This window comes from Alteromonas sp. ABH4_453 (genome assembly GCF_056160665.1).
Genome location: NZ_JBSWXP010000003.1, coordinates 151,872 through 167,443, shown reverse-complemented (window position 1 = coordinate 167,443; position 15,572 = coordinate 151,872). Strand labels below are relative to the sequence as shown.

Here is a 15,572-nt window from a genome sequence, read left to right as displayed (position 1 = left end):
ATCATGGTCGAGTATTTCTTTCGTCAAAAAGTCATAAGCTGGATGGTCGCCATCATTTTAGGAGTGGGCGGCATCGTTACCTTTCTTGGCTTAGGTCAGCTAGAATTTCCCGAATTCACCATTAGAAATGCACTAGTTATAACCCAATACCCGGGCGCAACACCTGAACAAGTTGAAGAAGAAGTTACGCTCCAGCTTGAAAAAGCAATTCAGCGTATACCCAACGTAAAACGCGTAAGCTCAGTTAACATGTTGGGGTTATCACAAATTACGGTGGAGCTTAAAAGTAGTGTTCAGGCTAAAGACCTAGAGCAATACTGGGATAACCTACGGCGTAAAGTGGGTGACGCACAGGCATCGCTGCCCCCCGGTACCAGCACCTCTATTGTAAATGACGATTTCGGCGATGTATTTGGGCTTCTGCTCACCCTTAAAAGTGAAGACTATTCGCTTAAGCAAATGGAAGATTTTGCTGATTTAATGCAGCGAGAAATTCAGCTTGTCGAGGGTGTTAAGAAAGTATCTATCGCCGGCACGGTAAGCGAACAAATTATTGTGTCTTTAGATCACGATAAAATGAAAGCCCTTAATGTGTCTGCAGAATCCATTGCAGGCCTTTTAACCGCGCAAAATGTAGTGGGCAACGCAGGGTCGATTAAAGTTCAGGGCAAGCGCCTATCCATTCAGCCTACTGGTGAATTTGATAACTTAGAGGCGTTAGGCCAAGTAGTCATTGGCTCACCGGCTAGCGGCCTGATTCGCTTAACAGATATCGCGACTATTGAGCGCAAGCTTAACGATACCCCTTCTATTCTTTATCACAGTTCTGGCACTCCCGCTCTTTCTATTGGCGTATCTTTCGCATCGGCGGTAAATGTGGTTGATGTAGGTAAGCGACTTAATACAAAAATTGCCGAGCTAGAGCAGCGTATGCCCCTTGGCATGAGCCTCAACACCGTTTACAACCAACCTACCGTGGTCGACGATTCTGTTACCGGCTTCTTGATTAACCTAGCTGAAGCCGTGGCCATTGTTATTTTCGTACTTCTGCTGTTTATGGGCTGGCGAAGTGGAGTGCTAATGGGGCTCATTCTTGTGCTTACCATTCTTGGCACCTTTATTTTGATGTCGGTGAAAGGCATTGAACTGCAAAAAATATCGCTAGGTGCGCTAATCATTGCCCTTGGTATGCTAGTCGACAACGCCATCGTAGTAACCGAAGGCATGCTAATTGGCGTTAAAAAAGGGCAAACCAAACTTCAGGCAGCAAAAGACGTAGTAACGCAAAACGGTTTACCCCTTCTTGGCGCTACCGTAATTGCTATTACCGCCTTTGCGCCAATTGGCCTTTCGCCAGATGCCACTGGGGAATTCGTTGGATCTCTCTTCTGGGTACTGTGCTTCTCGCTTTTCTTAAGTTGGATCACCGCGCTAACCATTACGCCCTTCTTTTTCGACTTGTTATTTAAAACAGAAAAAGAACGCGGCAATAGTGATGAAGACGACGATCCATACAAAGGCATTATTTTTACGGTTTACAAACGTGTGCTAACTGCAGCTATCAATCACAGGTACATTACGATAGTACTGGTACTTGTTGCGCTGGTTGGCAGCATGGCATCGGGTAAATTCGTGAAAAATGCGTTTTTCCCAGATTCATCCACACCGCTTTTCTTTGTAGATTTGTGGCTGCCCGAAGGAAGCGACATCTTAACGACAGAGCAAACTATACGGCGCTTAGAAAGCAACGTGTTAAGCATGGAAGATATCGCCAACGTGACCAGCGTTACAGGCGGTGGTGCACAGCGCCTTACCCTAACCTATGCGCCAGAAGACCGATACGCCAGTTATGGCCAACTTATTGTTGAAACTAACACGGTCGAGTCTCGTGATGCTCGCATGCGAGAAATTATCGAGCTGGTGCGGCAAGACTTCCCTAATGTGCAATACAAGGTAAAAGCACTGCAAGTAGGCCCTTCTGCGAAAGCGGCGATAGAAGCGAGAATTTACGGGCCAGAGCCTGAAGTTTTGCGAGAAATCAGCAGCGACATAGAAGCCATATTTCAAGCAGAAAAAACCATGGATAGCGTGCGGTTGTCGTGGAGCAACAAAGTGCCATTTGTCGAGCCCGTATTCTTGGAAGAACAAGCAAGGCGCATTGGGGTAACCCGAGATGCTGTGCACACTGCGTTTCTTCTGAATAACGAGGGTGAAACTGTTGGCCTTTACCGAGAAGGGAGCGATTTAATACCTATTGTCATGCGTAACGATCCAAACCAGCGCTATGACATTGATAATCTTGCCTCACTCAACGTATGGAGCCAAGAGCAAGGTAAATACATAAGTATGGCTGATGTTATCAGCAATGTGGATGTATCGCTTGATAACCCTATCATCAAACGCCGCAACCGGGTGCGTATGCTGGCGGTTTATGCTGAGCCCATGCCTTTATCCGGAGAAACGGCAGCGAGCGTGCAAGCGAAAGTTCGCCCTCTTGTAGAAGAGCTTAAATTGCCTGATGGCTATCGCATTGAATGGGGCGGCGAATACGAAACCTCAACCGATGCGCAAAGCGCCCTCTTCGCCAGCATGCCTATTGGCATATTGGGTATGTTCATTATCACCGTATTACTATTCGGACGATTGCGTCAGGCGTTAGCGATATGGGGCATAATACCACTTACTACCATCGGCATTATTGGTGGCTTGGTACTGGTTGGTGCACCTTTTACTTTTATGGCGCTGCTGGGCAGCTTAAGCCTTATCGGTATGGTGCTTAAAAACGGGATCGTATTAATGGAAGAAATAAACGTACAGGCAAAAGGTAATAGGGATGCGTTTAATGCTGTAGTTAAAGCATCAGTATCTCGTGTACGTCCCGTTTCAATGGCAGCCATCACTACCATATTGGGTATGATCCCGCTGTTTTCTGACGCGTTCTTCGCGTCAATGGCAGTTGTTATTGTATTTGGTCTGACCATTGCCACCGTGCTTACACTACTTATACTGCCTGTGCTGCACTGTACGTTCCACGGTATTAAAGCAGAGTAAAAAGCCTACGACCAAATTGTACGGAAAAAGCTGGCCCCTTTTTTAGGTTGCCAGCTTTTTTATGTTTGCGCTAATGCCTACAAAAGGTTACTGAACAGATGCCATTTTGGCCTAAGTTTCTGCTGTTTAAACAAGCCATTTGAAAATTTGCCAGCTTTACTATTAGTTATTCACACCACAAAATTTTTGCTTGGTCATCGAGTGCTAATGCAGCTTCTCTAAATCTCGTCTCAATTTCAAAGCGTCTAATTTTCATCGTCGGCGTAAGCATATTATTTTCAACTGTCCATGGCTCACTAGCCACAAGAATATGGCTTAGCTTTTGATGGTTTTCTAGGCTTTCATTAGTATTCTGAAGAAACCGCTCAAGCTCTCGTCTAATAGCGTCTTTATCTAATAATGATGCAGTATCGCTAAGTACAACTGCCGCGAAAGGTTGAGGCCTGTTACTCCCCATCACACACGCTAATTCTATAATGTCGTGATTACACATTATCGCCTCGATAGGGGAAGGAATAATGTACTTTCCCGTTGTAGTTTTAAATTCGTCCTTTAATCGGCCTACAATTTTAAGAGCGCCCTGTTCGTCCCACTCGCCTCTATCTTTGGTTTTAAACCAGCCGTCGTCGGTGAAACTTTCACCGGTTGTCTCTGGGTTTAAATGATAACGGTTGAATACATTGCGGCCCTTCACCTGAATCTCATTATCTTGTGAAAGACGAACCTGAGCATCAGTAAAGGGCCTGCCTATTGTACCTATCATCGAAGATTTAAACGGATAGTTAATACACCCTGCCCCCGTTACCTCGGTCATGCCCCAGGCTTCAGAAATATAGATATCAAGGGCTTCAAACTCTTCAATTATTTCTTTCGCGATTGGTGCGGCAGCCGATACCCAAACCCTTGTTTCTTCGAAGCCTAAACTACATTTTATTTTTCGTTTAATACTTTGATTTGTAGAAGGCTCCTTTAACAGGGCTGACAGTTTTTCCTTGGGAACAGTGTGATAAATTGAAGCAAGAAACTTGGCCCATAGGCGAGGAACTGAGAAAAAAACAGTTGGTTTTGCCGCTTTCAGGTCATCAATGAAGGTTTCAAGTGACTCGGAGAAATAAGTCACTGCTCCTGGGGCATAAATCATCATTCCTTCGGTAACAACACGCTCGGCAATATGAGCAAGAGGTAGATAGGAAAAGAGCCTATCGCTTTGATTTACGTTAAACAATCTTGCAGTATCAGCACATGATGATGCATATGCAAGCTGTGTAAGTTCCACGCCTTTGGGCGTGCCCGTCGAGCCCGATGTGTACATGATACTGATAACACTATCAGCCGCCCCTTTAAAAAACTCACCGGTAAACGACTTTTGTGCCATCCAATCTTTCCATGTAATTGTGCCGTCAATCGAAATATTAGGCAGCGCAATTTGCACAAGTGAAGAAGGAAACACCCGCATACCTATTTGATTATCGTCGAGCCTTCCAATGAATATAGCCTTGCACTTTGTGCGCTCAATAATAAAAGCCAGCGTTTTTTCATTTGCAGTTGGGTAAATGGGGATCGAAACCATACCAGCCAGCATTATCGCCCAGTCAGCTATGATCCATTCGGCGCTATTTTTGCCATAAATTGCCACAGTATCGCCTTTACCCAGCCCTAAATCATGCAAACCTCCTATTAACGATCGCACCGCTTTTTCTACTTCTTTCCAAGTCCATACGCGCTGCCTTACACCATCAGGTTGGTAAAATGCCGGTTTCACAGCAAGATGTTTAAAGTTGTGGCTCAGCGCACTTAAAGGGAGTACATCATTCATTATTTCGCATCCTTAGGCAGTTAGTTAGGCACGAGGGAACTAAAAACCTACCAATCGGTAGGCCAAATAGAAATAACTTACCAACTGGTAGGTTGTCAACAATAATGAAATTATTTGTAAAAAATTTTGTTCGCTTAGAGGTGGCAAAATTTTTTGGTAGGACTAGGAATTGGGCGTTGTGAGACAAACAAACCGTTAGCGGAAGAGAAAGAGTGTTTTAATGGCTTTCCATTAGCTTTCATTTGTAGAAACAGGTTGAATATTGGCCCTATCAAGGGTCAATATTCACTTCAAGAAAGAGAAGCACCTATCGCAATCCCATGCAAGGTGCGCTTATTAATCAAAAATAATGCCCTTTAACATCTCCATGTGCTGCTTTTCGTGTAGCTCCCGCTCTTCACGCGTATAAAGCTTGTCGAGCGTGGGACGGGAAACCACATAATACTGCGTTGCGCCCAACAAGTGATACACGAAAGCAAACGGTGACTGCTCTTTAAAGTACCCGTGTTGTTGCCCGCTCGTTACAATACCTACAACATCATCGAGAAACGGGCGTAAAAACCACTTATGTGCCTGTTCAGCTCGTTCGCGATTATCAAGCAGCTCACGCATAAGCAATATAATTACTCTCAATCGTTCTTCATCAGCACATACCATTCTTTTAAATAGTGCGAAGAGTTGATTTGGCGCATTATCTGATTCAGTTTTTATTTCCTCTATCAAATCGACGAGATGATGAGCGGCCTGTGCTATTACCGCTGCGTAAAGTTTTTCTTTTGAAGGGAAATGATGCAGCAGGCCTTGTTTGCTAACGCTAACCTCCGCGGCAACATCGTTAATACTTGTGCCATAAAAACCATTTTTCGAAAAAAGAATTGTGGCGGTACTCAATAACTTATCTTTCGTTTTTAATTTCACTTCATCATTCCAAAGCAAAAAGTGTAAATAGCATATTGACAGCTTACCAGTTGGTAGGTATTTTGTAAAAACCTACCAACTGGTAAGTAAATTAAAATACGTATACCGCGTTTGATTTATCAAAACATACGCTTCCCGTTTAGGAGTGACATCATGAACACCGATATCGAAAAGTTGTTGATTAAAAATGCGAAACAAAACGTCGCTAACAAAACCACCTCACTGGGTGATGTTGAGGTGCGTTCAGACACCAACAGATACACTAGCCAATCTCGATTTAAAGATGAACTAAAAAAGGTGTTCAATTCTCTACCGACCATTGTGGCTCATGCCTCTGAAGTAGGTGAGCTCGACAGTTATAAGGAAGTTAAGACAACTATGGGCTCGCTGATTGTCAGCCGAGATTCGAACAACCTCGTGCACGTATTTAGAAACGCATGTCGACATCGAGGTGCGAAATTAGTTGAAGGCTCGGGGTGCAGTAAGCAGTTTGTATGCCCTTACCACGCATGGTCGTATACCACTGATGGCGCACTTAACAACATTCCTGGTCACCAGCACTGCTTTCCAAATACCAATAAGTCAGACAATGGCTTAATTGCACTGCCTAGCATCGAAATGTATGGCTTTATATGGGTATGCCCAAGCGCTGCTGAAAATGAAGATATCAAAGCCCATTTAACGGGACACTTGGCAGGTATGAATGCGCACCTTGAGTGGCTTAAAGCAGATGAACTAACGCATTTCAAGCGCTTTACTAAGGTATGGAAGGGTAATTGGAAGCTCTTTTCTGAAGGTGGACTTGAGACTTATCACTTTGCATTTGCACACAAAGAGACCATTGCGCCGTTTTTTTACAACAATGTTGCGGTAATTGACAAGGTTGATATGCATTACCGGGTAGTTATGCCCACAAAGAACTTGTCGTCTGAAGAAGCACAGGCAACAGACGATTTATCGCTGCACGACTATAGCCACACGCTGTTCATGTTGCTGCCGAATACGGCGCTGCTTATACAAAAGGAACACGTTGAATTTATTAACTTTCGCCCGCTGAGCGCGGGAGAAACCGAAATTACTATTACCACTTTAATCCCCAAGAGCGCCGATCTTAACGATATTAATCAGCTTCGTCATTGGCAGAAAAACCACGACATCACCAATACCACGCTCAACGAGGATTGGGCTTTGGGTGAGTCTATCCAATCATCGTTAGAAAGCGGCGCCCTGCCCTACATTCAATATGGTAAGAACGAGTGGGCTTTACACGCGTTTAATGAAGAGCTTGATGCACTTCTTTCAGCTTAACGACTGTTTTTCATAAAAAATTGTCTTTAGTGGCTATAAAACAAAAGGCTTGGTGAGGTAGAAGCTATGTCGCAATATAGAATATGGGAATGTCAGGCTTGTGGTTGGCTATATGATGAGGAGCAAGGCTGCCCCGAAGAAGGCTTACGTCCAGGTACCAAATGGGAAGACATTCCCGACGATTGGTGTTGCCCTGACTGTGGCATTAGTAAGCGCGATTTTCAAATGAAACAAGTGACTGAAGTGAGAAATGTTGAGCATATGAACACGCAAAAAGCATCGCTCCAACCCTTTCACAGTGAAGGCCCTGCAAGCCCAAAGCCGCTAGCCAGCCAAGGAACTCAGCACGACGATGCAAGCGATGCACCCATCGTGGTTGTGGGTTCGGGCATGGCGGGCGTTAACTTTGTAAAATCGTACCGTCAACACGACAAACATACGCCCATTGTTGTTATCTGCTCAGATGATGGCGCGGTTTACAGCAAGCCTCAGCTATCTAATGCTTATGCGCAACAAAAAAGTGTAGCTACGCTTACGCAAAGTTCGGCCTCGGATTTTTCACGCCAATATCGCGTTAGACTGTTTACTCATACGTTGGTAGAACATATCGACACGCACGCTAAATGCGTGTTACTTCAAGGCGGTGGAGAGCAACCTTACGACAAGTTAGTTCTAGCGACAGGTTCATCGGCAGTGACGCCAGCTATTGAGGGTAACGCAAGTCACAAAATTCGCGTTGTAAATAACCTTACTGATTATGGACAGTTCATTACCGACGCCGCGCATGCCCGCCACATTACAATCATGGGGGCTGGCTTAATTGGCTGTGAATTTGCTGATAACCTTCTGCGGGCGGATGTTCATGTGAGTATTGTCGACCCTCAACCCAGTGCGCTCAACGCGCTGCTGCCCAAAGAAGCTTCTACTTCACTCACTCATGCATTAGCAGAGGCAGGTGCAGGTGCAGCATTTCATTTTGACACTACAGTATCGCGTGTTGAAAATGATGGGCAGGGCGTAGAAGTGTTACTTGCTAACGGAAAGCGATTTAAAAGCGACCTTGTGCTGTCAGCAATTGGTGTAAAGCCCAATATTGAGTTGGCGTTACGCGCTGACATTTCTTGTCAGCGTGGCATTTTAACTAATAGTAACCTAGAAACATCGGCGCCAGATGTGTTTGCCGTGGGAGACTGTGCGCAAGTCTCAACACAGCATGGCGATGCAGGCGCTCATGTAATTGCTGATGATAATACCGTGCGAGTTGGCGTAGTTCTGCCCTACGTCGCGCCATTACTGAATCAAGTTAAGTTACTGGCGTCAAACTTGGCCAACGAGAAAATGAACGGGAAGCAACCCGAGTATTTGTCCTACCCCATTATGCCCATTGTTGTGAAAACCAGCTGTCATCCTATAAACATGGTGCTCCCCACTCATACTTCTAGTGGCCGCAGTCGTTGGATAATTGAAGAGCAAAGTAAAAAAGGGGTTAGTGCAAGGCTGCTCGACAATAAGTTCAATACCATTGGCTATGTGTTAACAGGTTGCTTTAATTCACCTAGTTCTGCAAAAGCATTCGCTCGACTCATCCCAGATTAGCATCCCGTATTACAGTTTAATTGTGCTCCATAGTTAAGTCTGTCAGTACAACCCAAACGTCGGACAAGGCAACAAAAAATACACTCAACAGTTTACTTTTAGCTAGATTCGTTTACCATGAGTAAACTACACTGTGCAGTATACTTTTAATTTAAGGTGAGAGCATGCCCGCTTTTAATCGCACACGCTTTCTTGTTGGAGTTTTATTTATGACATCTTTTTGTGGTTCTTCAAACACCCTTGCTGCAAGCGCGTCGCAACCTGAAAAATTCACTAATACTCATATTGAATATAAAACGACGTGGCGAGACATGTGGAAAGTCACCAAAGCGTATTTTCGTGACAATAGAGATGCTGCAACGCCAACGTTTGACATACCCGTGTCGGTACTTACACCACAAATGCTTGACGCAGTTGCAGAAGACAGCGTGATAAAGCTGGGCCACTCTACTACCCTATTGAAACTTGCCGAGCGTTATATATTGATCGACCCGGTCTTTAGTGAGCGTGCTTCTCCCGTCCAATGGATGGGACCCAAGCGTTTCCACCAATCCCCTATATCGCTTGAAGATTTACCGAATTTAGATGCCGTAATTATCAGTCACGATCATTACGACCATTTAGATAAGGGCAGCATTGAAGTACTAAAAAACAAAGTCGACGTGTTTATTACACCGTTGCGAGTAGGCAATCATTTGCGTGACTGGGGCGTAGATGCAAACAAAATCGTTGAGTTGGATTGGTGGCAAAACACAGGGGTTAGAGATATTGAAATCATAGCGACCCCCTCCCAGCATTTTTCCGGGCGAGGTTTATTTGATAGAGACGAAACTCTTTGGGCAAGTTGGGTTATCAAATCTGCAAATACCAACATCTTTTACAGCGGTGACTCGGGCTATTTTGAAGGCTTCAAAGCAATAGGCGACAAGTACGGTCCGTTCGACTTATCAATGATCGAAACCGGCGCATACAACGAACTGTGGTCAGACATACACATGCTGCCTGAACAGAGTCTGCAAGCGCATATTGATATTCAAGCTAGTGTCATGATGCCCGTGCACAACAGTACCTTTGATTTAGCGCTACATAACTGGAATGAACCTTTGATGAAAATTACAGATCTTGCCTATGCGAAGGGTGTTCCCACCAGCATTCCTATTTTTGGCGAAATAGTACCTGTAAAGCGTGCTGGTGAAGCCCCTAATAAAGTGTGGTGGCTAGATAGCAAGTAAAACGTATAGACAAGCTAAAAGCATTATTACTACTCGCTTAACATTTTGTTTTAATGTACATTTGTGATTACATTGTATGATTCGCACTCACCCCTTGTGTAAGCTACAATTACGCTTTACGCTTTAAGTGTAAGTGTCTTGCACTTTGAGTAAATATTGTACTGAGCGGCTCGTGAATTCTTACACGGCAATGCCACACGACTGTTTTTAGCGAAAATTAATTTCTCAGTTAAAGGAGATAACTGCTAGTAATGAAGCTATCTAGCCAAACTAATTTGGGTATTGTAACCCTTTTGTTTTTAGCATTTACTGCATTGTCTGTTGCTGAATTACGTGAGTTACAAATTAACGCGTCTGAGGCGGTAACGCTGCAGGCTGAAAAAAGTGCGTTAATTTACAGGAGTGCCGTTGCTCAACAGGTTTCTCTTTCTCCCCAAAATGAGCGTCTAGCACTTAAAACATTGACGGAGAGTGCCGTAGCACAGCCCTATATATCTGCCGCATTGGTGATTGACGCTGACGGAAAAGAAGTGTTGAGCGCAAAGGCCCTAAGCGAAGACACTTTGCCATCGTGGTATTCTCTTGTTGACCCAAGCCCCAGTTACACGAAGCGTGCACCTTTATATAATAGTGAGAATAACCTTGTACTGACGGCAAGTGAAAGTACGATTGCCAATAAGTTTATCGCTGTACTGATTAAAAATACCGCTGCTTTTGTCGCCCTTGCAGTGCTTCTTTCACTTTTCGTGGTACTCGTTAACGGACGGATAAAACGACCACTTTATAAGACCGTTAAAAAGCTTAATGAAATGGGCAGCCACAACTTCACATCGCCTGAACTAACGGCGTCGAGTGAAGAATTTAAGCCGTTAGCCGAAGCTGCTAACTCCCTCGCGAACACGTTATCTTCTAAGTTTGACGAGCTTAAGCGACAATCAGAACTATTCAAAAAAGAAGCCAGCAAAGATTCGCTCACAATGCTTGCGAATAGAGGCGCTTTCGAACGCCATATGCGTGCTCTATTAAATGAAAATGCTTCTGGGCAAGAAAAAGAGCTTATTATTGTCAGACTAGCTCACCTAGGCAGTATAAATACAAAATTGGGTATGGTACCGGGCGATAATTACATTAAAGCGGTGGCAAACATTTTGGTAGAAGAAACCAAAAACAACCACAATATCCGCTTTGTATTTCGATTGTCGGGCGGTGATTTCGCACTCATTAGCGAGGCTATGGAAGGCGCAGCCCGAGAACTCATGCTTACTAATCTTGCAAAACAATGTGCAAGTGTCTCTCCACTTCGAGATGGAACAAAAGCAACCTACATGGGTATAACGCGTTTTGTCGGTACTATGTCAATGCCGCAAATCATGGAAAGTGTGGATAGCGCCCTTATTGCCGCCATGAAAACCCAAAACGGCTGGCAGTTAGCATCAGAAATATCAAAAGTGCACAGTAATACTCAGTGGCGTGAGCGACTGAACTACATTGTGTCTCAGCAATACGCAGATATTATGATTCAGCCTGTAATGAATACAGACCAAAACGTCCCCGCTTATTACGAAGCGTCAGGGCGCTTCAAGGATAAAGATACGAATGACGTGATCCCGATGGCACAGCTGATCCCAGCGTCGGAGCGACTAGACTTAATTCCGCAGGTAGACAAGCTTGTCACCACAATCGTACTTAAGAAGTTAGAGGTAACCTCGCAACAGGTTGCTGTGAATTTAAGCATAGCATCAATCGCTAATACTGAATTCAGGAATTGGTTGATAAAAGAAATCGCTAATCGCAAAGCCTTAAGCCACAGACTGTTTTTCGAAGTCGAGGATGCTGCATTGATTCAGTACAGAGAAGTGACAGAATCACTATGCCGGCAGTTAATCAACATAGGGTGTGGCATTACCATTGAGCGTTTTGGTGATAATTTTGCTTCACTATCTGGCCTTCGGGCGATACAGCCACAGTTTGTAAAGCTCTCTGGCAGGCTAACGCAAGGCATTCACACAAATAAAGACAACCAGCTATTTGTTTCAAGCCTTGTTAGCATAGCCAAAGGCTTGAACATAAAGGTAATATCCGAAATGGTAGAAAACGAGGCGGAATCGGTGGCGTTGAATAAGCTAGGGGTTGATCATCAGCAGGGCTACTATTTTGCAAAGCCATCACTGTGGAATGTGTATTAATACAGCGCTTTTTGATGATACTTGATAGGCGTTTACCGTGAACGAATGTGTGAAGACGGCACGGATGTGTGAAAAATACTTAGCGCCGCAAACGACTTTTTAAACCTAACGACTTTGCTCCTTATATAAGCTCTCTATGGCGTCAGCGCTTATTGGCCTTGAATACAGATAGCCTTGTACAAATTCTACATTTAGGGATTTACAATAGTCAGATTGGCTTTCTGTTTCCACTCCTTCCACAACAATCTTCAAGTTTAGCTTATGGCCTACATTAACAATGGCTGCCATTAATGCACTGTCGTACTCATTTTCCGGAGCGCCCTCTAGAAAAGAGCGGTCAATTTTAAGATGTGTAACCGGAAAATGCTTCAAATAACTTAGTGAAGAATAGCCAGTCCCGAAATCGTCAATTGAGATTTCTACGCCTAAATCCCGCTGTGCTCGAAGATCTTCTAAAATGTTACTGTCTGATTTAATTAGTACGTTTTCAGTAAGCTCTAAACCGATATCTTTAGGCTGCAAATTGTATTCGTCGCGACAAGCAGTAAGGCATTTAAAATACGAGCTTTTTTCTAGCTCTTTGCCTGAAACGTTAATATCAATACGAATTTTAATGCCTTTTTGCTTCCATGCGTGCGCCTGTTCACACGCTTTTCTAAGCACCCAGTTTCCTATATCTCCAATTAATTCACTGCGCTCGGCGATAGGTATAAAAACATCAGGAGGTACAGCTTTGGTTTTATCTACAGGACACCATCTAAGCAGTGCTTCACATGAAGTAAACCCACCGGTTTTAACATCGACTTGGGGTTGAAATAAAAGTTCGAATTCATCATTGCGCAGCGATTTTCTTAAATTAACGGCTATGTTTCTCTGCTCGCGAAGCCGCTGACTTAAAGCGTTGGTGAAAAAGTGATATCTGTTGCGGCCCTCAGCCTTCGCCTGGTACATAGCTGCATCGGCATGCTTAAGGAGGTCGTCGATAACATCGCCATCACGGGGGTACAGGCTGATGCCAATGCTAGAGGTAATATGGACGTTTTCAGTACTTAGCGCGAAGCTCTCTTTAAAACACGCGGACAGGGTTTTCGCGATTTCCTCACACTTAATTTCGCAGGTTACGTCGATAGCCAAGTAAACGAACTCGTCTCCGCCAAACCGAGCTAGTACGCCATTAGCGTTGTCAATGCAGCCTGACAAGCGTTTGGCCACTGACTTTAGCAATTCATCACCCCAAGAATGCCCTAAGGTATCGTTAACCTCTTTAAACATATCTAGGTCGATAAAGAACAACGCAAAACCTGTGTTAGACGACTTTTCATCTTCAATAACAGAGGTTAAACACAGCTCTAGCGCGCGCCTGTTGGGCAAGTTAGTGAGTAAGTCAGTTGACGCCATTAGCTCCAACTCTTGACGTATCTCGTGCTGTTCAGTTAAGTCAATATCGACACAATACATCTCTGGCGAATCAGTCCCTTGCTTTAACATTACGTGAGAAGAAAAAACGTGAATGGGCTGCCCCCCCTTCTTCTTTAACACCAATTCATCGGAGGGAATAGGCTCATCGAATTCGACCCATCGCTGATGAAGCTTGATAACATCATTTCGCATAAAGTTCGGAATAATAAGGTCTTCAAGCTTCTTACCCAGCGCTTCTTCCTCGCTGTAGCCGTAAATATCTTCGCTTGATTTATTCCAGTAAATCACCCTTCGTTGTTTGTCGTACCCTTGTACAGACACTTTTGGTAAGGCACTAATAAGCTCAAGGAACCGCCTCTCGGCAGCACCATGTTGTCCAAACAACAAGGGCTCTTCATATCTCTGCAAGCTCATCGTACTCCCTTAACTACTTTTTAAGTACTCAGCGTTTGAAAAAATTATCAGCACTACTTCAGTGTAGTCTAAAAGCAGTAATTAGATGATCTTATAAGACGTAATATTGAACACAGACGAATAAATGAATACTGTAATTGCCAATACACCATACCGTGCCAATAGCACAAATAGGATTCGACAAAGGTTGAAATCTTTTTGATGAAAAATAGATGGTGCGTCTACCCTGATTCGAACAGGGGACCTCTACCATGTCAAGGTAGCGCTCTAACCAACTGAGCTATAGACGCATATAGAACTGTGTTGCACCTGTGAGGTGGGCGAATGCCGGACAACGGCGCGTATAATACTTAGCATAGACGCCACCTGCAAGAAAAACTTATTAAAAGAAGGTTCAAGTGACTAATTTGACAGCAATTAGCCGTTTACCTAACGATTAACCATCCCTTTTCATATCATATTAAAGGGTAGTGGCTTAATAGCGTCCACTAAGGTTCCGTCATTTACAGCACGCATAAAGTATTCACCGAGCCTGTCGGTTTCTTGTAATACCGTTTGCCAGTATTTAATGCGCGTGTCAGCATCTAGCACTTCAAAATCTTTCCTGTCTGGAATTTTGCTATAAGGTAGATTTGCTACAAAAGAAGATGAAGGGACTAACATCACCACATTATCGTAGCTTGAACTGTGAGGCACCCTACCCTTTAAGCCTTTATCGAACCATCCTGGGATAGGTTTATTGTAAAAGTGCGGATACAGCACTAAACCGTCATCTGGTCCAAACGACAGGTCAAAGTGGTAGTCGATAATACCGCCATCGCGATACATACCTACTGGCGCACCTTCAATTTCCGGTACGCCTTCAATCACAATGGGAATAGAACCCGATGCAAGTAATGCTGCGTGTATATTACCTTGCGTCAGCTCATGGTACTTGGTAGGAAGCTGGTAGGGGTCGAGGATTGCAAAATCAGTATTCGGAGTAGAAAAGACATAACGTGTGTATAGGCGCGACAAATTTTTGCGATTTACAGTATTAGCCGCTGCGCTCATAGCTAAGCCCGAAAGCTGTCTGAATTTACTCTCAAAGCGGGTAGCACCCAAACACTTAGCAACTATAAGGTGGGCTTTGAATCGGGAATTAGACAGCACCTCTTGCTTGCCTGCTTCGTTTACCATTTCTTTGAGCAAGTCTTCGGCTTTCTCAGTAATTTCTCTAGGCGTAGGCTTATCACTGCTATAGGTCGTTGTTGAATAAGAAGAGGCTAGACGATTTATGGCTGCTAGGGGATCATTTTGAACAGCGCAAATGGTACGAAACGCGCCCGCTGATGAACCAATTACATGTATTTGATGCTCAACGTTGGCGAACCACTCAGGAAATAGTACGCGGTCAAGGCCTGCTAGCGAAAACCATTTTGGGCCGCCAGATGCGCCCAGAAAATAACTGAATAACTCGGGCGTAAACCCGTTTTTCATTATAGATTCACGTGCTTTTTTGCCCGCGTAAATGTCTAGGGGGGCCACTTAATGTCCTCGCTGTGCGCCAAACCGAAACTCAGTATAAAAGCGCTTGTTTAATATTTAGGGGATAACAAGCCATGAGCAATAAATTCAATAACTTCCCCATTT

At 44.2% G+C, this 15,572-nt stretch carries 9 protein-coding genes and 1 tRNA gene; 5 read left to right on the top strand and 5 right to left on the bottom strand.

The genetic code is table 11. From position 1 onward, the window contains the following. Positions 1-3: 3 nt before the first annotated feature. A complete protein-coding gene (locus ACXAGV_RS07125) occupies positions 4-3,051 on the top strand; it encodes an efflux RND transporter permease subunit (RefSeq protein ID WP_474872645.1) in 3,048 nt (1,015 codons plus the stop codon). 166 nt (positions 3,052-3,217) lie between these two features. Here the strand turns inward: ACXAGV_RS07125 and ACXAGV_RS07120 are convergent, their stop codons facing one another. Together ACXAGV_RS07120 and ACXAGV_RS07115 are read right to left on the bottom strand one after the other, a co-directional pair. Then, positions 3,218-4,867: an AMP-binding protein gene (locus ACXAGV_RS07120; protein WP_474872644.1), complete on the bottom strand. Its 1,650-nt coding sequence runs from the start codon at positions 4,865-4,867 to the stop codon at positions 3,218-3,220. A 336-nt stretch (positions 4,868-5,203) separates the two neighbouring features. After that, on the bottom strand, positions 5,204-5,785 hold the full coding sequence (locus ACXAGV_RS07115; RefSeq protein WP_474808687.1) for a TetR/AcrR family transcriptional regulator: 582 nt from the start codon (positions 5,783-5,785) through the stop codon (positions 5,204-5,206). Between the two features lie 153 nt (positions 5,786-5,938). On the opposite strand from ACXAGV_RS07115, the gene ACXAGV_RS07110 reads away from it, so the two are divergent. The 4 genes from ACXAGV_RS07110 (at position 5,939) to ACXAGV_RS07095 (ending at position 12,107) form a co-directional block, all read left to right on the top strand. Then, positions 5,939-7,093, top strand: a complete 1,155-nt coding sequence (locus ACXAGV_RS07110; RefSeq protein WP_474872643.1) for an aromatic ring-hydroxylating oxygenase subunit alpha — start codon at positions 5,939-5,941, stop codon at positions 7,091-7,093. Positions 7,094-7,159: 66 nt separating this feature from the next. Further along, positions 7,160-8,689 carry an FAD-dependent oxidoreductase gene (locus ACXAGV_RS07105; protein WP_474872642.1) on the top strand — a complete coding sequence of 510 codons (1,530 nt, stop codon included), beginning with the start codon at positions 7,160-7,162 and terminating at the stop codon, positions 8,687-8,689. 209 nt (positions 8,690-8,898) lie between these two features. Further along, entirely contained in the window at positions 8,899-9,921 is a 1,023-nt protein-coding gene (locus tag ACXAGV_RS07100) for an MBL fold metallo-hydrolase (protein WP_474872641.1), read from the top strand. 251 nt (positions 9,922-10,172) lie between these two features. Then, complete coding sequence (locus tag ACXAGV_RS07095; protein ID WP_474872640.1) at positions 10,173-12,107, top strand: EAL domain-containing protein; 1,935 nt, start codon at positions 10,173-10,175, stop codon at positions 12,105-12,107. 105 nt (positions 12,108-12,212) lie between these two features. On the opposite strand, the gene ACXAGV_RS07090 is transcribed toward ACXAGV_RS07095, so the two are convergent. The 3 genes from ACXAGV_RS07090 to ACXAGV_RS07080 all read right to left on the bottom strand — a co-directional run bounded on the left by ACXAGV_RS07090 (position 12,213) and on the right by ACXAGV_RS07080 (position 15,467). Further along, entirely contained in the window at positions 12,213-13,940 is a 1,728-nt protein-coding gene (locus ACXAGV_RS07090) for a sensor domain-containing protein (protein ID WP_474872639.1), read from the bottom strand. 213 nt (positions 13,941-14,153) lie between these two features. After that, positions 14,154-14,230 (bottom strand) — tRNA-Val (locus ACXAGV_RS07085). Positions 14,231-14,390: 160 nt separating this feature from the next. After that, positions 14,391-15,467, bottom strand: coding sequence for a patatin-like phospholipase family protein (locus ACXAGV_RS07080; protein WP_474872638.1), 1,077 nt, complete (start codon positions 15,465-15,467; stop codon positions 14,391-14,393). Positions 15,468-15,572 lie beyond the last annotated feature (105 nt).

Coding starts and splice junctions, on each gene's coding strand:
- ACXAGV_RS07125 (WP_474872645.1), top strand. CDS start 4: ATGGTCGAGTATTTCTTTCGTCAAAAAGTCATAAGCTGGATGGTCGCC.
- ACXAGV_RS07120 (WP_474872644.1), bottom strand. CDS start 4,867: ATGAATGATGTACTCCCTTTAAGTGCGCTGAGCCACAACTTTAAACAT.
- ACXAGV_RS07110 (WP_474872643.1), top strand. CDS start 5,939: ATGAACACCGATATCGAAAAGTTGTTGATTAAAAATGCGAAACAAAAC.
- ACXAGV_RS07105 (WP_474872642.1), top strand. CDS start 7,160: ATGTCGCAATATAGAATATGGGAATGTCAGGCTTGTGGTTGGCTATAT.
- ACXAGV_RS07100 (WP_474872641.1), top strand. CDS start 8,899: ATGACATCTTTTTGTGGTTCTTCAAACACCCTTGCTGCAAGCGCGTCG.
- ACXAGV_RS07095 (WP_474872640.1), top strand. CDS start 10,173: ATGAAGCTATCTAGCCAAACTAATTTGGGTATTGTAACCCTTTTGTTT.
- ACXAGV_RS07090 (WP_474872639.1), bottom strand. CDS start 13,940: ATGAGCTTGCAGAGATATGAAGAGCCCTTGTTGTTTGGACAACATGGT.